We start from the raw sequence: 22,583 nt of genomic DNA on the forward strand, positions 1-22,583 counted from the left end.
CAACCTCAGACAAACATGCGCGATATCAGGTAAAACAGGCAGCAATACAGCGCGGTATTGAACAATGCAGGATGCCAGACAAAATCGTAGATCCCGGTGGGGACCAGCACCTTGCGCACCAGCCAGAAAATCGCCAGTGATAAAAGAAGCTCGAAAAATATCGGTGGGAACGACAAACCGAACACCACGATAACGGGAAACAGACTCATGTTGACCTTGATTAGAGAGAGTGCAGGCTTCAGACTTTTTTAGCGCACGCCACCGCAGGAGAGCAAGAAACGCCGGGCGAGAATGGCGCAGCCGTTATGTAATTAATAATATATTAACGTAACTGTTATACTGTTATCTATAATATGTGATCTAAATCACTTTTAAGTCAGAGTTAACAATGGAACGTCTAAAACGGATGTCGGTCTTTGCCAAAGTGGTTGAACTTGGCTCTTTTACCGCCGCTGCACGTCAGCTTCAGATGAGCGTCTCTTCCATCAGCCAGACCGTGTCCAAACTGGAAGATGAGCTGCAGGTCAAGCTACTCAACCGCAGCACCCGCAGCATTGGGCTGACGGAAGCGGGTAAGATTTACTATCAGGGTTGTCGCCGCATGCTGCTCGAAGTACAGGATGTGCACGAACAACTTTACGCCTTCAACAACACGCCTATCGGTACGCTGCGCATCGGTTGTTCTTCAACTATGGCACAAAATGTTCTCGCCGCCATGACCGCTGACATGCTGAAAGAGTACCCGGGATTAACCGTCAATCTGGTCACGGGCATTCCCGCCCCGGACCTGATTGCCGACGGGCTGGACGTGGTGATCCGCGTGGGGGCATTGCAGGACTCCAGCCTCTTCTCCCGGCGGCTGGGCAGTATGCCAATGGTGGTCTGCGCCTCGAAAAGCTATCTGGCTCAGTATGGGGTGCCGGAGAAACCTGCCGATCTCACCAACCACTCCTGGCTGGAGTACAGCGTTCGCCCCGACAATGAATTTGAGCTGATTGCCCCGGAAGGGATTTCCACCAGACTGCTGCCGGAAGGACGGTTCGTCACCAACGATCCGATGACCATCTCGCGCTGGCTGGTGGCCGGCGCCGGGATCGCGTATGTGCCGTTAATGTGGGTGATCAACGAGATCAACAGCGGTGTACTGGAGATCCTCTTCCCGCGCTATCAGTCCGATCCGCGTCCGGTGTACGCGTTGTATACCGAGAAAGACAAACTGCCGCTCAAGGTTCAGGTATGCATAAACTATCTGACCGAGTATTTTGTGGACGTAGCGGAGTTGTTTCAGGGAATGCGCGAAAGACGAAAGGAATAACCTTTAATTTCCCAAAAGTATATTTGTGGTGAATATTCCAGGATGATACAGACCGTCATTCAGGAATATTCCTTCACCCCTGCCAGGAATAGCGAATTGACACTGCCGCCATCTGCGCCTTACCTTATAAACAGTCTGACAGTCAGGCTGTTATTAATTTGTTACCGATATGAATAATAAAATGTATTTCTCAGGATGACGTTAAACAAGGAAAAGAAATGAATATATTTGAACAAACACCGCCTTCACGCAGGCGCTATGGACTCGCCGCGTTCATTGGTTTGATTGCAGGGATTGTCTCCGCCTTCGTAAAATGGGGAGCAGAGGTGCCGCTTCCGCCGCGAAGCCCTACCGATTTATTCACCAGCGCATGCGGACCGGAGCAATTAATAAGAGCCGCAGGTCAGATTGATTGTTCCCGCAATTTTTTAAATCCTCCTTATGTATTTTTACGCGACTGGCTGGGCATTGCTGACCCTAACGCCGCGGTTTATACCTTTGCCGGACATATATTTAACGCGGTCGGCGTAACACATATTATTTTCTCTATCGTCTTTGCTGTAGGGTATTGTGTAGTTGCTGAAGTCTTCCCGAAAATTAAACTCTGGCAAGGTTTACTGGCGGGTGCGTTAGCGCAGCTTTTTGTTCACATGATCTCCTTCCCGCTGATGGGGCTGACACCCCCGCTGTTCGAACTGCCCTGGTACGAACACGTCTCAGAGATCGTGGGGCATTTGATCTGGTTCTGGTCGATTGAAATCATTCGTCGTGACCTACGTAACCGCATCACGCACGAGCCCGACCCGGAAATCCCGCTGGGTAACGCACGTTAAAAAAAATGGCGCGACTTTTACAGTCGCGCCATTTTTCAGATTGGTTCAGGTCAGGCGGTGCCGCCCACCGTCAGGTTATCCACTTTCAGCGTTGGCTGACCGACGCCAACCGGCAGGCTCTGGCCCTCTTTACCGCAAACACCAACGCCGTTATCCAGCTTCAGATCGTTACCGACCATGGAGATTTGCTGCATGGCTTCAATACCGGAGCCAATCAGGGTCGCCCCCTTCACCGCTTTGGTCACTTTGCCTTTCTCAATCAGATACGCTTCTGAAGTGGAGAAGACGAACTTACCGGAGGTGATATCTACCTGACCGCCACCAAAGTTTGGCGCGAAGATGCCGTAATCAACGGACTCGATGATCTCCTGCGGTGTGGATTTACCCGGCAACATGTAAGTGTTCGTCATACGCGGCATCGGCAGATGCGCGTAGGATTCACGACGGCCGTTGCCCGTTGGCGCAACGCCCATCAGACGCGCGTTGAGTTTGTCCTGCATGTAGCCTTTCAGTACGCCATTTTCGATCAGCACGTTGTACTGCCCGGGCGTACCTTCATCGTCGATTGAAATCGAGCCACGGCGATCCTGCATCGTGCCGTCATCAACCACGGTACAGAGTTCAGATGAGACGCGTTGTCCCATCTGGCCGCTGAATACGGAGGTGCCGCGACGGTTAAAATCGCCTTCCAGACCGTGGCCCACCGCTTCGTGCAGCAGCACGCCAGGCCAGCCTGCGCCAAGTACCACCGGCAATGTACCGGCGGGTGCCGCCACGGCAGACAGGTTCACCAGCGCCATGCGCACGGCTTCTTTTGCCCACGCGTCAGCGCGTGCTTCACCGTCAACATCGCCCAGGAACCAGTCATAACCAAAACGACCGCCGCCACCGCTTGAACCGCGCTCACGTTTACCGTCGTCTTCAACCTGCACGCTGACAGAAAGACGTACCAGCGGACGCACATCCGCTGCCAGCGTGCCGTCTGTCGCCGCGACCAGGATCAGTTCATAGACACCGCTCAGGCTGGCAGAAACTTCCTGCACGCGTTTATCCGCAGCGCGTGCGACTTTATCCACGCGACGCAGGATATCCAGTTTCTCTTCACGGCTCATGCTCTGCAGGGGATCGATACTGGTATAGAGCGCAGAGTGCTGCACTTCGCCCAGCGTCTTCACGCGACCGTCACCGGTTTCGCGCACGATAGTCCGCGCAGCCAGCGCGCTCTGCTCCAGTGCGGCCAGGCTAATCTGGTCGGCATAAGCAAAACCGGTTTTCTCGCCGCTGACGGCACGTACACCGACACCCTGGTCAATATTATAAGAGCCATCTTTAATGATGCTGTCTTCTAAAACCCAGGATTCGTGATAGCTCGACTGGAAATAGAGATCGCCGTAGTCGAGACGGCGTTCGGTTAGTTGACCAAGAATGGAGAACAGGTCCTGATGGCTCAGGCCGTTCGCTGCGAGCAAATGTTCACTTACCAGGTTCAGACTCATCGTATTGCTACTCGTTCGTTGCCGCCCGTGGCGGTATATAAATCGTATTTATTGAGAGTGAGGCAATTACCTGCCCACGTCAAATCATTGCTGTGCATCTTTGCGCGGCTGGCGCAACACTTCATTAATCTGCGGTTTATCCACCGGCCCGGTGATGCGATAGCGCAGAATAGAGACTTTGCTCCACAGCGGCCCCAGCACTTTACTGGCGGCAAACACCGCCGCACCGACAATCGGGTTCACCACAAAAGCCGCCGCGACGCCGACGGTAGCAGAAATTTCAGGTGCCACCACCGCTTCCATATCCAGTTCGCGGCGCACGAGGTTGACCGAGCCTTTCATCGCAATATCCGCTTCCAGGCCGTCCACCAGCGTATCGTCGGTATGCAGCACCCCGTCTTTGATCCATGCCGTACTGCGGATGGAGTCGTAATAGAAACCTTCGCTGAAGGTATCGCTAAAGTCGAAACGCAGCTTACGCAGCAGGGCATCAAAGCTCAACAGACGCAGTATCTGGCCCGCATGCCCGGTACTCACATCGGCAATCTCACCCTTGCCAAAGCGGGTTTTCAGAATGCCGTTCAGTGAGGCTTCATCCGGCGTCCACGGTGCCGCACGCCAGTGGAGATCGTAATTCACGTCAAATGATGAACCCCGCAGCGGCGTGCTGATGCCAAAGAAGTTAGCCACGGAATCCAGTTTATTGCCCTTGATGTCGCCCTTCAAAGAGGTTCGCTGCTCGCCCGGGTTATTAACCCACTCCCCGGCGGCCCTCAGACGGCCAAAGCCGGTGTCGATAAGTCCGCCCGCAAGGCTCAGCGTATTCCCCTTAATGGCGAAATCGCCGTCAATACGGCCATACTTTTGACCCCAAAGCCAGCACTCAGCACAGCGTAGCTGGAGATCGGGCCAGCCGCTGAAGTCGATACGGGTTGGGTTATTCAACGGCGCCGTATTTGACGGACGATCTTTTCCGCTCGCGGTGGCCGGGTTGTAGTAAAGATAGCGAATCGCCGCCTGCCACGGCGCGTTGTCGCGCATGGTCAACGTGCCATTGATCTCCCGCCCCTGGGCTTCGACTTTTGACCCGTTCGCCGTCGGCTGCGAAACAATGCTCAGGTTATTCCACTGCTGTCCACCCAGCATCAGCGATGGCGTACGAACAGTAATGCTCTGCGGGAACTGGGCAGCCTCATCAACGTTTTGGCCCACGCCCTTCTGGAACAGGGCCAGCCACTCGGCCCCGTCCATTGGCGGCAGATTAAGCTCAATGCCGGTGTGATCGGGCAGCGGCGGCGTGGTGCGGCTGTCCGTCGTCCAGATGGCTCTGTCGAGCGTGAGCTTACGGTTAAGCAGCCAGCGGCTGTTGAAATGGTTTTTCTCACCCGCACTGCCGGTCAGCGCGAAGCTGTTAAGATTGCCATCGACGTTAACCTTTATTGGCAGCGGTTGACCGGACGATTTATCCAGCGGTGCAGGCAACTGGCTCTGAATGTTTTTCAGATCGCCGGTGATATCAACTTTATAGCGCGCACCGGCGTGATAAGGCAGTTCAATTGCCACCTTGCCATTCCAGGAGACTGCACCGTTAACGGACTCCTCAATCGGCTTCGGCAGAACATCCATGCGCGATGGCTGCCAGTTGCCGTCCAGGTTGACGGCTACCTGATAAGCTTTCTCGCCCTCGGTGGTCGAGAAATCAATATTCACAGGCTGATTAAACCAGCTGGCCGTGAGCGGCTCGCTCTTCAGGTTACCGTTCTCAAAGCTAAACTGCCCGCTGAGGTTCTTCAGGGTGCTTTCAAGCGGCTTAATATACAGGCTGTTGTTATTGAGACGGACGTCGCCTTTGGCGGTGGTCATTTCACCGTCGAGCGGGATATCAAGATGTAAGCGAGCACTCACATCGCCATCCAGCTGCAGCTGCTGAAGGGTGGCTGCCAGTGACTCTTTCAGCGGCGTGTCTTCAAAATAGGGGCCGACCGCTTTCCCGGGGCCGTTAATGTCGGCATCAATCAAAAGCTTCTCTTTTGAGTAATCCGGAATGTTTGCCGTCAGGTTACTGGCCGTTACGCCGCCCAGCGCCACGTTGTCTGCCTTCATCCATAATCCGTCATTGATAAAATTAAGTTCAATGTCGAGATTTTTCAGCGCAGGCCAGCCCGGCTGGAAGGCGAAGGTGGCGTTGTGTAGCGGCACCAGCACCTGGAATTGACCTTCATTGTGCTTGTACGGGAAAAGATGCGGGTTACCGCCGTAGACCAGGGTGGCATTATCCGCCTGACCGCCCTGGATCGCGCCGCTCAGATAGTCCACCAGCGCTTTGCCCATCAGGTTCTCGGGGAAGTAGCGCCAGGCCTGAGAACCGTCGTTAGTGCTGATCCCGGCCAGAATACCCAGCCACGGCTCTTCACCTTCAGGCTGCAGATAGCGGAAATCGCCACGCGCATGCACCGCTTTGGCTTTCACATCGATATGGCGCCCATCCAGCTGTAAGCCTTTATCGTTACGCAGCCAGTTGAGCACCGCATTGCCTTGTTCAATTTCCAGCGGCGCACGGAAGACCGTTTCGTAAGGCATTCTGGCGTCATGCATATCGACCGTTAGCCTGCCGTTCTCAACGCTCCCTTCCAGCTTACCGCTGAAGTTTTCCGCCCCCGGTAACATCTTCCACTGCTTCCAGGCCAGACCTTTCCATGCGGCCTGAAAACGGGTCTTTTCCGTGGCCTGAAGCGGGATATCCAGCGCCAGCGAATCTATCTTTCCGCTTGGCTGCGTTGCCAGCCAGATCTCCCCCAGGTCCGGAGAGAGCTTGGCGGCCATCGAGCGCAGACCTTCTATTGCGGCCAGATCAAGGTTGCTGGCGCGAATACGCAGCTCGTCACTGCGTTTGCTGGTCGCCCCACCGACATCCTGTTCCGGCATCCAGGCCAGCGTCAGAGCACCGCGCGGCCAGGGTTTGTTATCCATGGTGATGCGTGTGTCCGGAATGGCAAACTGCCACCCCTCTTTCTCTTTCGTCACGTGCGCGGTGAGGTTGTCGACCGAAAGTTGATGCTGCTGTTTTTCGCCCTTCCAGCTTGCGCCCCCCTGCTTAAGCCAGATATCGCCGCTGGCAAATTCCCCTTTCGTCAGGGTCATCCAGCCTTCAAGGCTAAAACGGGCGGTTTCCAGCTGCATATTTTGCTGTAACCAGTCGCCGAGCCACGGCTTAACATCCACGTCGTCGGCCTGCAGCCATACCTTGCCGTTATTTAACAAACCGTCGTCGTCGCGCAGATCCATACGAACCTGCATCACGCCATGCTGGCCGTTCAGGCTGGAGAGATTCACCTGTCCTTCCGCGCGATGGCGTTCTTTGCCGTTAAGCCAGGTCAGCTGTGGGATCGCCAGTTCAGCGCGCTGCCCGGAGAGGGTAATAAAGCTCACTTCGCTGTCGCGCAGATCGAAATGATCGAACTGACGCAGGAAGAGATCGCTGAAGCGGTTGGTTTCAAGGCTCTGATTGCTATCGCCGCCGGACAGCGGGGTATTGGTCAGAAACTGAAGCTGATAAAAGGTGAGATCGCGGAACTGCCAGCGAAAATGGAGCAGGCTTTGCCAGACATCCAGCGCCAGGGTGACGCGTTTGATTTTCAGATAGCCGCCATCTTTCAGGCTGGCATTGATATCCCGGACATCAAGCGTCGGACCAAAATTCTGCCAGCTGGCGCTTATCTGGCTCACGTCCACCGGGACACCGGTGGTGGATTCGATTTTTGCCAGCAGCTGCGGACGCCAGCTGTCCAGATGCGGTAAAACGAGGCGCAGCCCGCTCACGAGCAACGCGACAATCACGACCAGCGTTGCCCCTGTAAGCAATAAAATCCCCGGCAATCGCCTCACTCATCTCTCCTTGTCAGCTTTGGTCACGCGGCGTACCGCGTCTTACATCATCACGACGTCAAACTGCTCCTGGTTATAGAGCGGTTCGATTTGAACTTTTACCTGTTTGCCGACAAAGATTTCCACTTCCGCCAGCGCGTGCGACTCTTCGCCTTTCAGCGCTTCAGCCACCGCAGGGGAAGCATAGACCAGAAAACGATCGGAGTCGTAGGCATGATGAACGCGAACGATTTCACGCATGATCTCGTAGCAGACGGTCTCAACCGTCTTTACTGTGCCACGTCCGTGGCAGGTTGGGCATTCATTGCACAGCACGTGCTCCACGCTTTCGCGGGTACGCTTACGCGTCATTTCCACCAGCCCCAGCTGTGAGAAGCCGTTGATGCTGGTTTTCACGCGATCTTTACTCAGCGCCTGCTCCAGCGAGTGCAGCACACGACGGCGATGGTCTTCATTACTCATATCGATAAAGTCGATGATGATAATGCCACCCAGATTGCGCAGGCGAAGCTGGCGGGCGATGGCCTGCGTGGCTTCGATGTTGGTATTAAAGATGGTGTCATCCAGGTTGCGATGGCCGACAAACGCGCCGGTGTTGATATCCACCGTCGTCATCGCTTCGGTCTGATCGATGATCAGATAGCCGCCGGACTTCAGTTCAACCTTGCGTTCCAGCGCTCGCTGGATCTCATTTTCGACGTCATAGAGATCGAAGATAGGCTGACGCCCCGTGTAATGCTCCAGCAGGCCAGGCATTTCGGGAATGTATTCGGCGGTAAATTCCAGCAGTGCTTCATAGGTCAGGCGGGAATCCACGCGAATTCTGTCGAGCTGTGCATCGGCAAAATCACGCAGGACGCGCTGAGCAAGCGCCAGTTCGCCGTAAAGCTGGTAGCGGGTCTGGTTGCGTTTTTTACGCTCCATGACTTTGGTCCAGACGCGCTTGAGATAAGCCGCATCAGACGCCAGATCGTCTTCACTGATCCCTTCTGCGGCGGTACGGATGATAAACCCGCCCTGTTCATCGCAGTAAGCGCTGACCACTTTTTTAAGACGCTCGCGCTCGCTTTCGCTCTCAATGCGCTGCGAAACGCCCACGTGCGACGCGCCAGGCATAAAGACCAGATAACGGGAAGGCAAGGTAATGTCGGTCGTCAGACGGGCGCCTTTCGTGCCCAGCGGATCTTTGACGACCTGCACCATCAGATCCTGGCCCTGACGCACCAGTTCGGAGATATCGCGCACGGCAAACTGCTTTTGCTCTTCGCCCGCGACGCACTCGGTATGCGGCATAATGTCGGAGGCATGTAAAAATGCCGCCTTATCCAGTCCAATATCTACAAAAGCCGCCTGCATACCCGGTAGTACACGACTGACACGACCTTTGTAGATATTGCCTACTATTCCGCGCCGCGCTTCACGCTCAATATGAATTTCCTGAAGAATGCCACCATCAATATAGGCCACACGGGTTTCCGATGGCGTTACGTTTACCAACAATTCAGCCGTCATAATTATCCCTTCCCTCACGCAGTGAGTTAAAATTGCTCAGCAACTCATACGTTTCCACCAGCGGTAAGCCGACTACGGCGTGATAGCTGCCATTAATCTTCCTGACAAAACAGCCACCCAGCCCCTGAATACCGTATGCACCTGCCTTATCCATCGGTTCACCGCTGGTGATATAAGCGGCGATCTCGTCGTCGGTAAGCACTCTGAATGTCACGTCCGTCACCACCAGGCAATCCAGCACGTGCTGGCTGTCCGCCAGCGCGACGGCGGTCATTACCTGATGTGTTTGTCCGGACATTTTGCGCAGCATGCGCGCCGCATGTTCAGCGTCGTGCGGTTTCTCAAGCACTACACCGTTAAGAATAACGATGGTATCTGCCCCCAGCACCGGCAAGTCACGCGGCGTTTGCGCTACGCCTGCCTGCGCTTTCTCACGCGCCAGTCGAGAAACGTACTGCTGGGCACTTTCGCCTTCAGCGCGTTTCTCTTCGATGCCCGTAACAATGCGTTCAAAGGAGACGCCCAACTGAGTGAGCAACTCCTGACGACGCGGAGAACCAGAAGCAAGATATAGAGACGTCATAGAAACCTTTTATTGCACAGCAAACTGCTGGCGAACCTTACGCATCAGCAGGAACAGCCACGGCCAGAGCACACCGTTTACTACACTACTCCAGAACACTTCCGGTCGGAAAGAGACGTTGATCACTAAAAACTCTGCCCAGAAAACAACGATATCCGCAGCAAGCGACAACAACATCACCACCAGCGCCTGTTGCCAGAGCGCGAGGTTACGAAAGAGCTGGAATTTAAGTGCGACGAGGTACGCAATAATACTCATGGACAAGGCGCGCACGCCAAGCGTAGAGCCACTAATGAGATCCAGTATGGCACCCATCACAAAACCTGTGCCGACATTTACGCGGTGCGGCAGGGCAAGGATCCAGTAGAGCAAAATGAGCAATACCCAGTTTGGCCGGAAAACGAGAATGTCGTCCGGCCAGGGCATGATTTGCAGTAACAGCGCAATGAGAAATGAGAGCCAGATAACCCAGCGTCCCTGGCTACGGTAACTTGCCACTACTGCCCTCCCGAGGAGAGTTTAGGCGGTGGCGGTGCATCCGGCAGCGGTTGCGTTAGCCCCGTAGCAGGGGCCGGTACTGGCGCAGGGGGTCCCATGGCATCCGGTGCCGGCAGAACCTGCGGCATCATTTGCATCAGGCGTTCATTCGCGACGCGATGAACATCTTCAGGCGTCATGGGGTTAGCACCATTGCGGTCGGCGCCCCACAGCAGCAGCAGGTAGCGAAGACGCTGTAAACCCGCGGTTGGACGCGCCTGAATCACGGTATAGGCACGCTGCGTATCAAGCTTCACCGAAGAGACAACCGCAACCGGATACCCTTCAGGGAAACGTCCACCCAGACCCGACGTCACCAGAACGTCGCCCACACGAATGTCCGTGTTAGCCGGCAGATGTTCCAGCTGGAGATCGTCGGTACACCCGTTACCGGCCGCGATGACGCGAATGTCATTACGCAGTACCTGAATCGGCAACGCATGCGTGGCATCGCAGATCAGCAGAACGCGGCTGGTCAGTTTGGCCACAGCAACAACCTGGCCTACAACGCCTTTATCACTGATAACAGGCTGACCTTCATACACACCGTTCACGCTTCCTTTGTCGATCACAACCTGATCGCTGTAGGGATCGTTGACGGTGGAGATCACCTGCGTCACCATCTTCTGCTCATCCTGACGCAGCGGCGAGCCAAGCAGCTCACGCAGACGCGCGTTTTCCTGCTTATATTGTCCCAGCATCAGCAGCTCGCTGTTTTTCAACAGCAGTTCCTGACGTAATGCCCGGTTTTCGAGTTCGAGTTGGTCACGTGAAGACAACGTTTGAGAAACGGAGTCGAGCAACTCACGGGGACCATTTGAAATAAAGTAGAAAGGACTGACGGCGGTATCCATGTACGTTCTGATCTGACTGAACGTACCGAGGCGGCTATCGGCAATAATGACCCCAAGCGCAACCAGGACCGCCAGAATGAGGCGAAACTGTAGCGATGGGCCACGGCTAAAAATTGGCTTCATAGGCTATGCGTATTCTCGTGTCAGAGAGAAAGGGTAGCGATACGCTACCCTTTCACAATGACTACTCTTCGCTGAACAAGTCGCCGCCGTGCATGTCGATCATTTCCAGCGCCTTGCCACCACCACGGGCGACGCAAGTCAGTGGATCTTCTGCAACTACGACAGGAATACCTGTCTCTTCCATTAACAGGCGGTCGAGGTTACGCAGCAGCGCACCACCACCGGTCAGAACCATACCGCGCTCGGAGATATCAGACGCCAGTTCTGGTGGGCACTGTTCCAGGGCAACCATCACTGCGCTCACGATACCGGTCAGAGGTTCCTGCAGCGCTTCCAGAATTTCGTTGGAGTTCAGGGTAAAGCCGCGTGGAACACCTTCAGCCAGGTTACGGCCGCGAACTTCGATTTCACGCACTTCATCGCCCGGGTAAGCGGAACCGATTTCATGCTTGATACGCTCAGCGGTCGCTTCGCCGATCAGGGAACCGTAGTTACGACGCACATAATTAATGATGGCTTCGTCGAAACGATCGCCACCGATACGCACGGAAGAGGAGTACACCACGCCGTTCAGGGAGATAACGGCCACTTCAGTGGTACCACCACCGATATCCACCACCATAGAACCGGTCGCTTCAGAAACAGGCAGACCCGCACCGATTGCCGCCGCCATTGGCTCTTCAATCAGGAACACTTCACGCGCGCCTGCACCCTGGGCTGATTCACGGATTGCGCGACGTTCAACCTGGGTGGCACCAACCGGCACACACACCAGAACACGCGGGCTTGGGCGCATGAAGCTGTTGCTGTGAACCTGCTTGATGAAGTGCTGAAGCATTTTTTCAGTCACGAAGAAGTCAGCGATAACGCCGTCTTTCATTGGGCGGATTGCGGCGATGTTGCCAGGGGTACGTCCCAGCATCTGCTTCGCGTCATGACCCACAGCGGCTACGCTTTTCGGCGAGCCGGCACGATCCTGACGAATGGCCACAACGGAAGGCTCATTCAATACGATGCCTTGTCCTTTAACGTAAATAAGGGTATTCGCGGTACCCAGGTCAATGGACAGGTCATTGGAAAACATGCCACGAAATTTTTTCAACATACTAAGGGATAATCCTGAAAGCTGGGGCGGAAAACAAAATCCGCTTACTTTACCAACCACACGCAGCAGCGACAAGGCGCAAAAATCATCTGCAGCGGTGAAAATTTGTGCAGTACGTATCCTGATGTTACAAATCTTTCCCTGATTCCCTCAGGGCTGAGTACACAGTAGCGTCCCTCACTGACATTTGTAACCCGCTAAAGGTCGTTCACTGGCTTTTTGCTCGTCATACTCAAAGCTACAGGCGCGATATTCTACGTGAAAACGGATTAAACGGCAGGTCAAACAGAGTATCTTTGCAAATATTTTTTCACATTGGTGTCAAGCGGCTGAGAGGAGGCAAAAAAATCCCCCTGACCGCCCGTCACACCGCGCTCTGTCAACATCTGCCATTCGCTTCTGGAGCGCACGCCCGTGGCAAAGACTTGTGTTCGCGTTCCCTTGCACGCTTCTACCAGACTCTGTACCAGCAGCTGGTTTTCCGTGCGCTTTTCAATGTTCCTTACCAGCCCCGGATGCAGCTTTAATAACTCCACATCCAGTTCCTTAATCCAGTTAGTACTGACCAGCGTTAAACCCGCCTGCGTGACCGCGACACGGGCACCTAGCGCATTAATCAACCGTACTACCGGACGTAACCGGCTGATGTGTTGACCCACATCCGCCTCAGCAAGTTCAAAAATAATGTGTTTGCGTTGCGATTTTTCGCATTGCATTAATGTATCACGCAACCAGCGCTGAAAACGCGGGCGAATTAACGACTCCACGGTAACCTGTAGCGCCAGGTTTTCTTCGGGCCAGAAGGATAAAAACGGCATGAGTCGGGTGATCTGCTGGCGGTCATACTCTTCAGAAAGCCCAAACTGCAGCACCATCGGCAAATATTCCGCGGAGATGACCTCTTCCGTACCGTCAAAAATACGGCACATCAGCTCACGGTGATGAACGTTCCCGTTTTTCATCACCGCCGGTTTTTGATAAATGCGCGGCCCGCCGCGGCTGAGCATTTGCTCTATTAACGTTCTCCAGCGCACATTGCCGCGCCCTTTTTCTGGTAACGAATCGTCGTATACTGCCCAGCCGTTAGCGCCCTGCAACACGGCGTTGCGGGTTGCCGCTTCAGCATGTTCCATCACCTGTTCCGTCGACTGGCCGCCGCGCCAGGCACAGATGCCCATATGAACCATATCGTCCCTGTCGAGCATTTTGCTCTGCGGCAGCGCATCCACCGCTTTCAGCAGCTGGCTGGCGATGCTTTCTGACTCTTTCAGCGTACGGTGAGGCAGCAGCACGGCAAAGTCGCTGCGGTGATAACGGGCCAGCAGCGCTCCCGGATAACGCATAATAAAGGTGGAGAGCAGGTTGATCAGCGTAAAGAGATTCTCTTCCGCCACGCGCTGTCCCCAGGTGTCGCGCAGCAGATCGAAATCGGGCAGGCGAATCATCATGACAACACCGTGCGTCCCGACTTTTTCCGGATCGTCCAGCAACGTGGCCAGTTGATTATCAAAGAAAAGACGGTTGTTCAGCCCGGTTTTATTATCCTGCGCAGCGTAAGAGCGGATCAGTGTGTCCATACGGCTGCGCTGGTCGCTGGCGAACTGAATTTCTGAGAGCAGCGTATCCAGCGCACTGCTGGCACGTGCAGGCCATTCATGGATCGAGCCACGCACCTGCGGGCCGCGTTCACCGTTCAGTATACGCACGGAGCGCATCTCCAGCAGTTCCTGACCAGAGAGCTGACGGCGCAGCCAGCGAACCGCGAGGAAAATCAGCAGGACAATAAACGCGACGGCGACGGTGAGCGGCGCGGTGGTCATCATTGAGCGGAAGTAGCTGGCCATTGGATCGAGGTAGACCATGTTTATGGTCATGCCGGGGTTTTTAAGGGAGTGCACCGTCACTTCCCGGTACTGGCTTACCACGCCCGCAGGCCGATAGCTGTCCTGCCGGGCATGGCTTAAAACGTTATGCTTTCCCTGCAGAATGTCGATTTGGACAATATCGACAGGCACCATCAACTCATCCAGCTCGCGGGACAGCGCCGGCAGCGGGGTGGTGAGGAGACGATTATCAATCACCGACGCGACAGACTGCACCCGATTAACCAGCTTGTCCTGAATGGCGTTATAAAAGCTCAGAGAACAGCCAAGGAGCGTGACAAAAATGGTTAGCCCCGTCAGTAAGGTGATAAAAGCCGAGAACTTCGTCGTTAATCGCATCCTTGAGATAACTCCGTGGGTTGAGGGGGTAGCGAGTAAGCGCTAACTTGCATTTCAAATGCGGCATACTATCAAACCTGGCGTATCTGGCAATTTATTGCGTTAAATCGGCATTGCTTTTCCCTGAGGGAGTATAGTCTTCAGGAGCTATTTTCCAATCATCTGAGTCGTGAGGACCCTGTATGCAGGCTTTGATCTTAGAACAGCAGGACGGCAAAACGCTTGCCTCGGTGCAGGCCGTTGAAGAGAGCCGACTGCCGGCAGGCGAAGTGACCGTCGACATCGACTGGTCCAGTTTAAATTATAAAGATGCGCTGGCTATTACCGGGAAGGGTAAAATCATCCGAAATTTCCCTATGGTGCCAGGTATCGATTTTGCGGGCCGGGTTCATGCGAGCGAAGATCCACGCTTCCATGCCGGCCAGCAGGTGCTGCTCACGGGCTGGGGCGTGGGTGAAAATCACTGGGGTGGGCTGGCGACACAGGCGCGCGTGAAAGGCGACTGGCTGGTGCCGATGCCACAAGGCCTGGATGGTCGTAAAGCGATGATCATCGGTACCGCAGGCTTTACCGCCATGCTGTGCGTGATGGCGCTGGAAGATGCAGGTATTCGCCCTGAATCGGGTGAGATCGTCGTGACCGGTGCCAGCGGTGGTGTGGGCAGCACGGCGGTGACATTGCTGCACAAACTGGGTTACCAGGTTGCGGCAGTTTCCGGGCGCGAGAGCACCCATGCATACTTGCGTCAGCTCGGCGCTAATCGCATCCTGAGCCGCGACGAGTTTGCCGAAACACGTCCACTGGAAAAACAGCTCTGGGCAGGTGCGGTAGATACCGTCGGTGACAAAGTGCTGGCAAAAGTGCTGGCGCAGATGAACTACGGCGGCTGCGTGGCAGCCTGTGGTCTGGCGGGCGGTTTTGCCCTGCCCACCACCGTGATGCCCTTTATTCTGCGTAACGTTCGCCTGCAGGGTGTTGATTCCGTGATGACCCCGGCGGCGCGCCGCATTGCAGCCTGGGAACGTCTGCAGCGCGATTTGCCGGACACGTTCTTTACTCAGAGCGCAACCGAAATCACGCTTAGCCAGGCGCCTGAATATGCCAGCAAGATCATGGACAACCAGTTCCACGGCCGCGCGCTGGTGAAAATTGCCTAATCTTCAAATTTTCGTGACATATTCGCGCTAATCCCTCTCCTCCGTCATGCTTAGAAAAACGCATGACGGAGGATGCCATGAAAACCCGAAAACTGACGGAAGCCGACGTAACGTCTGAATCTGTCTTTATGTTACAGCGCCGCCAAATCCTGAAAATGCTTGGCATCAGCGCCACCGCACTGACGCTTTCCCCTGCGGCTCATGCCGACCTGCTCGACTGGTTTAAAGGTAACGATCGCCCCAAAGCCCCTTCTGGCGCCCCACTCACCTTTACGAAGCCCGCTCAGTGGCAAAACACACTGACGCTCACGCCGGAAGACAAAGTGACCGGCTATAACAATTTCTACGAATTTGGTCTCGATAAGGCCGATCCTGCGGCCAACGCGGGGAGTATGAAAACCGATCCGTGGACGCTGAAAATCGACGGTGAAGTGGCAAAACCGCTGACGCTGGACCATCACGATCTCACCACCCGTTTTCCACTGGAAGAGCGTATCTACCGCATGCGCTGCGTGGAAGCCTGGTCGATGGTTGTGCCCTGGGTAGGCTTCCCGTTGCATAAACTGCTGGCGATGGTTGAACCCACCAGCAACGCAAAATATGTCTCTTTCCAGACGCGCTACGCTCCGGACGAGATGCCGGGCCAGAAAGATCGGTTTATCGGCGGTGGGCTTGCGTATCCGTATGTCGAAGGGTTACGGCTCGACGAAGCGATGCATCCTCTTACGCTGCTGACCGTCGGTGTTTACGGCAAAGCACTCCCGCCGCAGAACGGTGCGCCTGTTCGCTTAACGGTGCCGTGGAAGTACGGTTTTAAAGGGATTAAATCTATCGTCAGCATTAAGCTCACCCGCGAACGTCCCCCCACGACCTGGAACCTGGCGGCGCCCGACGAATATGGCTTTTTTGCCAATGTGAACCCGCACGTCGATCATCCCCGCTGGTCACAGGCCACCGAGCGATTTATCGGTTCCGGCGGCGCGCTGGATGTGAAGCGTCAGCCGACACTGCTGTTTAACGGCTACGCTGATGAAGTGGAGTCGCTTTACCGTGGCCTTAATTTACGGGAGAACTTCTGAGTGCGTTTAACGGCAAAACAGATAACCTGGCTGAAAGTGCTGTTGCACTTAGCCGGGTTGCTTCCTTTTATCTGGTTATTCTGGGCCGCCAGCCAGGGGCTTTTTAGCGCTGATCCGGCAAAGGATATCCAGCACTTTACCGGTCGGATGGCTCTGAAATTTTTACTGGCGACCTTGCTGGTGTCACCGTTAGCGCGCTACGCTAAACAGCCATTATTGATACGCACCCGCCGGCTTTTGGGACTATGGTGTTTTGCCTGGGCGACGCTCCATTTGACCAGCTACGCCTTGCTGGAACTGGGCATTAACAACCTGGCACTGCTGGGCCGCGAACTGGTCACCCGTCCGTACCTGACGTTAGGTATCGTGAGCTGGCTGGTGTTACTGGCATTAGCACTGACATCAACGCAATATGCACAACGTACATTGGGCAGGCGCTGGCAACTGCTGCACAACTTCGTCTATCTTGTCGCGATCCTCGCTCCCATCCATTATCTGTGGTCGGTGAAGATCCTCTCCCCGCAGCCCATACTCTACGCGCTGCTGGCTGTGGCGCTTTTAGCATGGCGTTACAAGAAGTTCCGTCAGTGGTTGCGATAATTCGCGAAACTGTGCGTTTTCCCGCAGAATCCCTGTCAACCGCGAATCTTTTTCGGATAGCGGTTGATAATCTTCCCTGATAAGACCAGTATTTAGCTGCCAAATGCTACGAAATCGTTATAATGTGCGACTTTGGTTTACCCGACAGCGGTTTTAGGCCTCTGAAAAGGTGACAATCGTGCTTCGAAGGTATATTTTGTTTTTTACCGGAGAATCGCAGGAGATAGCGGCACAATGGCTGATAAGTTCCATATCTTAGTTTTAAACGGACCGAACCTGAACATGCTCGGCACCCGCGAGCCAGAGAAGTACGGCTCGCTAACATTGAGTGAAATTGTTAACCGTCTGAGCACGGAAGCAACGTCGCTGAATGTGGATTTGGATCATTTTCAGTCGAACGCGGAGTACGCAATCATCGACCGTATTCATCAGGCTAAAGACACTGTGGACTATATCCTGATCAATCCGGCCGCGTTTACGCACACCAGTGTTGCTATTCGCGACGCACTGCTCGCAGTGAGTATCCCGTTTATCGAGATCCACCTAAGCAATGTGCACGCCCGAGAGCCGTTCCGCCACCATTCCTATCTATCAGATATCGCCGCTGGCGTTATTTGCGGACTGGGCGCTGACGGCTATTCATACGCTTTACAGACAGCGGTAAAACGCTTGTCACAATCACACTAAACAAGAGTACGGAACCCACTCATGGATATTCGTAAGATTAAAAAACTGATCGAGCTGGTTGAAGAATCAGGCATCTCCGAACTGGAAATTTCTGAAGGCGAAGAGTCTGTACGCATCAGCCGTGCAGCCCCAGCCGCTAGCTTCCCGGTAATGCAGCAGGCTTATGCTGCGCCAGTGCAGCAGCCTGCGCTTTCCGCAGCCGTTGCACCAGCAGCTGAAGCCGCACCTGCCGCTGCAGCAGAAATCAGTGGTCACATCGTACGTTCCCCAATGGTTGGTACTTTCTACCGCACCCCGAGCCCGGATGCGAAAGCGTTCATCGAAGTGGGTCAGAAAGTCAACGCAGGCGATACCCTGTGCATCGTTGAAGCGATGAAAATGATGAACCAGATCGAAGCAGACAAATCAGGCACTGTGAAAGCGATTCTGGTCGAAAGTGGTCAGCCGGTTGAATTTGACGAGCCGCTGGTCGTCATCGAGTAACGAGGCGAACATGCTGGATAAAATTGTTATCGCCAACCGCGGCGAGATTGCACTGCGTATTCTTCGTGCCTGTAAAGAACTGGGCATCAAGACCGTCGCTGTGCACTCAAGCGCGGATCGCGATTTAAAACACGTATTGCTGGCGGATGAGACGGTCTGTATTGGCCCGGCTCCGTCCGTAAAAAGCTATCTGAACATCCCGGCTATCATCAGCGCCGCTGAAATCACCGGCGCGGTGGCAATTCATCCGGGTTATGGCTTCCTCTCTGAGAACGCCAACTTTGCTGAGCAGGTTGAGCGCTCTGGCTTTATCTTCATCGGCCCGAAAGCTGACACTATCCGCCTGATGGGCGACAAAGTGTCCGCAATCACCGCGATGAAAAAAGCCGGTGTTCCAACCGTACCGGGCTCTGACGGTCCTCTGACCGACGACATGGATGCTAACCGTGCTCATGCGAAACGCATTGGCTATCCGGTTATCATCAAGGCGTCCGGCGGCGGCGGCGGTCGCGGTATGCGCGTTGTGCGTAGCGATGCTGAACTGGCTCAGTCCATCTCCATGACCAAAGCGGAAGCGAAAGCAGCTTTCAGCAATGACATGGTGTACATGGAAAAATACCTTGAAAACCCACGCCACATCGAAATTCAGGTGCTGGCTGACGGTCAGGGTAACGCTATCTATCTGGCAGAACGTGACTGCTCCATGCAGCGTCGTCACCAGAAAGTGGTTGAAGAAGCGCCAGCACCGGGCATTACGCCGGAACTGCGTCGCTACATCGGCGAGCGTTGTGCTAAAGCCTGTGTCGATATCGGCTATCGCGGTGCGGGTACTTTCGAGTTCCTGTTCGAAAACGGCGAGTTCTACTTCATTGAGATGAACACCCGTATTCAGGTAGAACACCCGGTTACCGAAATGATTACCGGCGTTGACCTGATCAAAGAACAGCTGCGTATCGCTGCGGGTCAGCCTCTGTCCATCAAACAGGAAGAAGTTGTGGTCAAAGGCCATGCGGTGGAATGCCGTATCAACGCCGAAGACCCGAATACCTTCCTGCCAAGCCCGGGTAAAATCACGCGTTTCCACGCGCCGGGTGGCTTTGGTGTGCGTTGGGAGTCTCATATCTACGCGGGTTACACCGTACCCCCGTACTATGACTCCATGATCGGTAAGCTTATCTGCTACGGCGAAAACCGTGACGTGGCAATTGCCCGCATGAAGAACGCCCTGCAGGAGCTGATCATCGACGGTATCAAAACCAACGTTGAACTGCAGATGCGTATCATGAGCGACGAGCACTTCCAGAATGGTGGGACTAACATCCACTATCTGGAGAAAAAACTCGGTCTGCAAGAGAAGTAATCGCGCAGTCACGCCAAAAAGGCCGGATAATCCGGCCTTTTTTTATTTCTGGGGATCGGAAAGCCCCATCATGTACAATCCCCGCTTTATTCATCCACAAGGGACAAAAAATGGACAAGCGTTTTGTTCAGGCCCATAAAGAAGCGCGATGGGCGCTGTGGCTGACCCTTCTCTATCTTGCCGCATGGTTGGTGACCGCTTACTTACCTGACTCGGCTATTGGCATTACCGGCCTGCCTCACTGGTTCGAAATGGCCTGCCTGCTGGTGCCGCTGGTCTTTATCCTGCTGTGCTGGGCAATGGTGAAATTTATCTACCGGGATATCCCGCTGGAGGATGATGATGCAGCTTGAAGTCATTCTGCCGCTGGTCGCGTATCTGGTGGTCGTGTTTGGTTTGTCCGTTTATGCAATGCGTAAGAGAACCACCGGCACTTTCCTGAATGAGTATTTCCTCGGCAGTCGCTCGATGGGCGGTGTCGTGCTGGCCATGACGCTTACCGCCACCTATATCAGCGCCAGCTCGTTTATCGGTGGCCCCGGTGCAGCCTATAAATACGGGTTAGGCTGGGTGCTGCTGGCAATGATTCAGCTGCCTGCCGTCTGGCTCTCACTGGGTATACTGGGTAAAAAGTTTGCCATTCTGGCACGCCGTTATAACGCCGTGACGCTCAACGATATGCTGTTTGCGCGCTACCAGAGCCGTCTGCTGGTGTGGCTGGCAAGCTTAAGCCTGCTGGTCGCGTTTATTGGTGCAATGACGGTGCAGTTCATCGGCGGGGCACGTCTGCTGGAAACCGCTGCAGGGATCCCCTATGAGACGGGCCTTATCATCTTTGGGGTGAGCATTGCGCTGTATACCGCGTTTGGCGGATTTCGCGCCAGCGTGCTGAACGATACGCTGCAGGGGATGGTGATGCTCGTTGGCACAATCGTTCTGCTGGTGGGAATTGTTCACGCCGCAGGTGGTCTGAGCCATGCCGTTGAAACTCTGGAAGCGATTGACCCGAAACTGATTTCCCCACAAGGTGCGGATGATATCCTTTCGCCAACATTTATGACGTCGTTCTGGGTGCTGGTGTGCTTTGGTGTTATTGGCCTGCCGCATACCGCCGTGCGTTGTATCTCATATAAAGACAGCAAAGCCGTTCACCGGGGTATTATTATCGGGACGGTCGTTGTTGCAATCCTGATGTTCGGCATGCATCTGGCGGGTGCGTTAGGACGTGCGGTTATCCCCGACCTTACGGTTCCCGATTTGGTGATCCCGACCCTGATGGTCAAAGTGCTTCCGCCTTTTGCCGCGGGGATATTCCTCGCCGCGCCAATGGCCGCCATAATGTCGACCATTAACGCCCAGCTACTGCAGAGTTCCGCTACGATCATTAAAGATCTCTATCTGAACCTGCGTCCTGAGCAGGTTCAAAATGAACGACGCCTGAAGCGTATGTCGGCGGTGATTACGCTCGTTTTAGGCGCGCTGCTGCTGTTAGCCGCATGGCGTCCGCCGGAGATGATCATCTGGCTGAACCTGCTGGCGTTTGGCGGCCTTGAAGCCGTCTTCCTGTGGCCGCTGGTATTGGGCCTCTACTGGGAGCGCGCCAACGCTGCCGGTGCCCTGAGCGGCATGATTGTCGGCGGTGTGCTGTATGCCGTGCTAGCTACATTTAAAATTCAGTACCTGGGCTTCCATCCTATTGTGCCTTCGTTACTGTTAAGTTTACTGGCGTTTGTGGTCGGGAACCGTTTCGGTCAGCCTGTCCCACAGCCCGCTACGATTTCTACTGATAAATAAAGAGTTTTGCCATGCCGTGGATCCAACTAAAACTGAATACAACCGGCGCTAACGCCGAAGAGCTAAGCGATGCGCTGATGGAAGCCGGTTCGGTCTCCATCACCTTCCAGGACACGCATGACACGCCGGTGTTTGAGCCACTGCCGGGCGAAACCCGCCTGTGGGGTGATACCGACGTTATTGGCCTGTTTGATGCAGAAACTGACATGAAAGAGGTTGTCGCGATCCTGGAAAATCATCCGCTGCTGGGTGCGGGTTTTGCACACAAAATCGAACAGCTGGAAGACAAAGACTGGGAACGTGAGTGGATGGATAACTTCCACCCGATGCAGTTCGGTAAACGTCTGTGGATCTGCCCGAGCTGGCGTGACGTTCCGGATGAAAACGCGGTAAACGTGATGCTGGATCCGGGCCTGGCATTTGGGACCGGTACTCACCCGACGACTTCTCTGTGCCTGCAGTGGCTGGACAGTCTGGATCTGGACGGCAAGACGGTGATCGACTTCGGATGCGGATCCGGGATCCTCGCTATCGCGGCGCTGAAACTGGGCGCGGCCAAAGCCATTGGGATCGATATCGATCCACAGGCTATTCAGGCCAGCCGTGATAACGCTGAACGCAACGGCGTTTCTGACCGCCTTGAACTGTATCTGCCGGATGCGCAGCCAGAAGCCATGAAAGCCGATGTGGTGGTGGCGAACATTCTGGCCGGCCCATTACGCGAACTGGCCCCGTTAATCAGCGTGCTGCCCGTTGACGGCGGTCTGCTGGGGCTTTCCGGGATCCTGGCAAGCCAGGCTGACAGCGTTTGCGAAGCCTACGCCGATCTTTTCGCCCTCGACCCGGTGGTCGAAAAAGAAGAGTGGTGTCGTATTACGGGCCGTAAAAAGTAAGCCATTGGCGTGGTCATCTGACCACGCCTCTCTTCCTCCGATAATCCTCTCTTCCCGTGCCCTTC

At 54.8% G+C, this 22,583-nt stretch carries 20 protein-coding genes; 11 read left to right on the plus strand and 9 right to left on the minus strand.

The window, feature by feature from the left end; all coding sequences use genetic code 11:
* Positions 1–5 precede the first annotated feature (5 nt).
* Complete coding sequence (gene aaeX / locus JTA15_RS15255) at positions 6–209, minus strand: p-hydroxybenzoic acid efflux pump operon protein AaeX (protein ID WP_003860416.1); 204 nt, start codon at positions 207–209, stop codon at positions 6–8.
* Between the two features lie 179 nt (positions 210–388).
* On the opposite strand from aaeX, the gene aaeR reads away from it, so the two are divergent.
* Together aaeR and JTA15_RS15265 are read left to right on the plus strand one after the other, a co-directional pair.
* On the plus strand, positions 389–1,315 hold the full coding sequence (aaeR, locus tag JTA15_RS15260) for an HTH-type transcriptional activator AaeR (RefSeq protein ID WP_014171854.1): 927 nt from the start codon (positions 389–391) through the stop codon (positions 1,313–1,315).
* A 218-nt stretch (positions 1,316–1,533) separates the two neighbouring features.
* The gene (locus JTA15_RS15265; protein WP_020883508.1) at positions 1,534–2,148 is read left to right on the plus strand and encodes a YagU family protein; all 615 of its coding nucleotides are present in this window, start codon (positions 1,534–1,536) and stop codon (positions 2,146–2,148) included.
* Between the two features lie 50 nt (positions 2,149–2,198).
* On the opposite strand, the gene tldD is transcribed toward JTA15_RS15265, so the two are convergent.
* The 8 genes from tldD to csrD all read right to left on the minus strand — a co-directional run bounded on the left by tldD (position 2,199) and on the right by csrD (position 14,465).
* Positions 2,199–3,644, minus strand: coding sequence for a metalloprotease TldD (tldD, locus tag JTA15_RS15270; protein WP_014171856.1), 1,446 nt, complete (start codon positions 3,642–3,644; stop codon positions 2,199–2,201).
* Between the two features lie 84 nt (positions 3,645–3,728).
* Entirely contained in the window at positions 3,729–7,529 is a 3,801-nt protein-coding gene (yhdP, locus tag JTA15_RS15275; protein WP_219372466.1) for an AsmA2 domain-containing protein YhdP, read from the minus strand.
* 42 nt (positions 7,530–7,571) lie between these two features.
* A complete protein-coding gene (rng, locus tag JTA15_RS15280) occupies positions 7,572–9,041 on the minus strand; it encodes a ribonuclease G (RefSeq protein ID WP_014885432.1) in 1,470 nt (489 codons plus the stop codon).
* Complete coding sequence (locus JTA15_RS15285; protein WP_219372467.1) at positions 9,031–9,624, minus strand: nucleoside triphosphate pyrophosphatase; 594 nt, start codon at positions 9,622–9,624, stop codon at positions 9,031–9,033. Before JTA15_RS15285 ends, rng begins: the two co-directional genes overlap by 11 nt.
* Positions 9,625–9,633: 9 nt before the next feature.
* Positions 9,634–10,122, minus strand: coding sequence for a rod shape-determining protein MreD (mreD, locus tag JTA15_RS15290; RefSeq protein WP_014071997.1), 489 nt, complete (start codon positions 10,120–10,122; stop codon positions 9,634–9,636).
* A complete protein-coding gene (gene mreC / locus JTA15_RS15295; RefSeq protein ID WP_014171860.1) occupies positions 10,122–11,138 on the minus strand; it encodes a rod shape-determining protein MreC in 1,017 nt (338 codons plus the stop codon). The genes mreD and mreC overlap by 1 nt, the downstream gene beginning before the upstream one ends.
* Positions 11,139–11,199: 61 nt before the next feature.
* Positions 11,200–12,243 (minus strand): rod shape-determining protein MreB, encoded by a 1,044-nt coding sequence (gene mreB / locus JTA15_RS15300; RefSeq protein ID WP_000913396.1) that lies wholly within the window; start codon positions 12,241–12,243, stop codon positions 11,200–11,202.
* Positions 12,244–12,524: 281 nt separating this feature from the next.
* Positions 12,525–14,465 (minus strand): RNase E specificity factor CsrD, encoded by a 1,941-nt coding sequence (csrD, locus tag JTA15_RS15305; RefSeq protein ID WP_014171861.1) that lies wholly within the window; start codon positions 14,463–14,465, stop codon positions 12,525–12,527.
* A 182-nt stretch (positions 14,466–14,647) separates the two neighbouring features.
* Here csrD and JTA15_RS15310 point away from each other — a divergent pair, with 182 nt between their 5' ends.
* From JTA15_RS15310 to prmA, 9 genes are all read left to right on the plus strand, one after another.
* The gene (locus tag JTA15_RS15310; RefSeq protein ID WP_020883505.1) at positions 14,648–15,622 is read left to right on the plus strand and encodes an MDR family oxidoreductase; all 975 of its coding nucleotides are present in this window, start codon (positions 14,648–14,650) and stop codon (positions 15,620–15,622) included.
* A 77-nt stretch (positions 15,623–15,699) separates the two neighbouring features.
* Positions 15,700–16,701, plus strand: coding sequence for a protein-methionine-sulfoxide reductase catalytic subunit MsrP (gene msrP, locus JTA15_RS15315; RefSeq protein ID WP_219372468.1), 1,002 nt, complete (start codon positions 15,700–15,702; stop codon positions 16,699–16,701).
* Complete coding sequence (gene msrQ, locus JTA15_RS15320; RefSeq protein WP_014171864.1) at positions 16,702–17,301, plus strand: protein-methionine-sulfoxide reductase heme-binding subunit MsrQ; 600 nt, start codon at positions 16,702–16,704, stop codon at positions 17,299–17,301.
* Between the two features lie 234 nt (positions 17,302–17,535).
* A complete protein-coding gene (gene aroQ / locus JTA15_RS15325; RefSeq protein ID WP_014171865.1) occupies positions 17,536–17,988 on the plus strand; it encodes a type II 3-dehydroquinate dehydratase in 453 nt (150 codons plus the stop codon).
* A gap of 21 nt (positions 17,989–18,009) precedes the next feature.
* On the plus strand, positions 18,010–18,471 hold the full coding sequence (gene accB, locus JTA15_RS15330; protein WP_014171866.1) for an acetyl-CoA carboxylase biotin carboxyl carrier protein: 462 nt from the start codon (positions 18,010–18,012) through the stop codon (positions 18,469–18,471).
* Positions 18,472–18,481: 10 nt separating this feature from the next.
* Complete coding sequence (gene accC / locus JTA15_RS15335) at positions 18,482–19,831, plus strand: acetyl-CoA carboxylase biotin carboxylase subunit (protein ID WP_020883502.1); 1,350 nt, start codon at positions 18,482–18,484, stop codon at positions 19,829–19,831.
* 110 nt (positions 19,832–19,941) lie between these two features.
* The gene (locus JTA15_RS15340; RefSeq protein WP_006178860.1) at positions 19,942–20,184 is read left to right on the plus strand and encodes a YhdT family protein; all 243 of its coding nucleotides are present in this window, start codon (positions 19,942–19,944) and stop codon (positions 20,182–20,184) included.
* Positions 20,174–21,625 carry a sodium/pantothenate symporter gene (gene panF / locus JTA15_RS15345; protein WP_020883501.1) on the plus strand — a complete coding sequence of 484 codons (1,452 nt, stop codon included), beginning with the start codon at positions 20,174–20,176 and terminating at the stop codon, positions 21,623–21,625. The genes JTA15_RS15340 and panF overlap by 11 nt, the downstream gene beginning before the upstream one ends.
* Positions 21,626–21,636: 11 nt before the next feature.
* On the plus strand, positions 21,637–22,518 hold the full coding sequence (gene prmA / locus JTA15_RS15350; RefSeq protein WP_014171869.1) for a 50S ribosomal protein L11 methyltransferase: 882 nt from the start codon (positions 21,637–21,639) through the stop codon (positions 22,516–22,518).
* The last annotated feature ends 65 nt before the right edge of the window (positions 22,519–22,583 follow it).

Source organism: Enterobacter sp. BIDMC 29, from assembly GCF_019378755.1.
Lineage (GTDB): Bacteria > Pseudomonadota > Gammaproteobacteria > Enterobacterales > Enterobacteriaceae > Enterobacter > Enterobacter ludwigii.

Coding starts and splice junctions, on each gene's coding strand:
- aaeX (WP_003860416.1), bottom strand. CDS start 209: ATGAGTCTGTTTCCCGTTATCGTGGTGTTCGGTTTGTCGTTCCCACCG.
- aaeR (WP_014171854.1), top strand. CDS start 389: ATGGAACGTCTAAAACGGATGTCGGTCTTTGCCAAAGTGGTTGAACTT.
- JTA15_RS15265 (WP_020883508.1), top strand. CDS start 1,534: ATGAATATATTTGAACAAACACCGCCTTCACGCAGGCGCTATGGACTC.
- tldD (WP_014171856.1), bottom strand. CDS start 3,644: ATGAGTCTGAACCTGGTAAGTGAACATTTGCTCGCAGCGAACGGCCTG.
- rng (WP_014885432.1), bottom strand. CDS start 9,041: ATGACGGCTGAATTGTTGGTAAACGTAACGCCATCGGAAACCCGTGTG.
- JTA15_RS15285 (WP_219372467.1), bottom strand. CDS start 9,624: ATGACGTCTCTATATCTTGCTTCTGGTTCTCCGCGTCGTCAGGAGTTG.
- mreC (WP_014171860.1), bottom strand. CDS start 11,138: ATGAAGCCAATTTTTAGCCGTGGCCCATCGCTACAGTTTCGCCTCATT.
- mreB (WP_000913396.1), bottom strand. CDS start 12,243: ATGTTGAAAAAATTTCGTGGCATGTTTTCCAATGACCTGTCCATTGAC.
- csrD (WP_014171861.1), bottom strand. CDS start 14,465: ATGCGATTAACGACGAAGTTCTCGGCTTTTATCACCTTACTGACGGGG.
- JTA15_RS15310 (WP_020883505.1), top strand. CDS start 14,648: ATGCAGGCTTTGATCTTAGAACAGCAGGACGGCAAAACGCTTGCCTCG.
- msrP (WP_219372468.1), top strand. CDS start 15,700: ATGAAAACCCGAAAACTGACGGAAGCCGACGTAACGTCTGAATCTGTC.
- aroQ (WP_014171865.1), top strand. CDS start 17,536: ATGGCTGATAAGTTCCATATCTTAGTTTTAAACGGACCGAACCTGAAC.
- accB (WP_014171866.1), top strand. CDS start 18,010: ATGGATATTCGTAAGATTAAAAAACTGATCGAGCTGGTTGAAGAATCA.
- accC (WP_020883502.1), top strand. CDS start 18,482: ATGCTGGATAAAATTGTTATCGCCAACCGCGGCGAGATTGCACTGCGT.
- JTA15_RS15340 (WP_006178860.1), top strand. CDS start 19,942: ATGGACAAGCGTTTTGTTCAGGCCCATAAAGAAGCGCGATGGGCGCTG.
- panF (WP_020883501.1), top strand. CDS start 20,174: ATGCAGCTTGAAGTCATTCTGCCGCTGGTCGCGTATCTGGTGGTCGTG.
- prmA (WP_014171869.1), top strand. CDS start 21,637: ATGCCGTGGATCCAACTAAAACTGAATACAACCGGCGCTAACGCCGAA.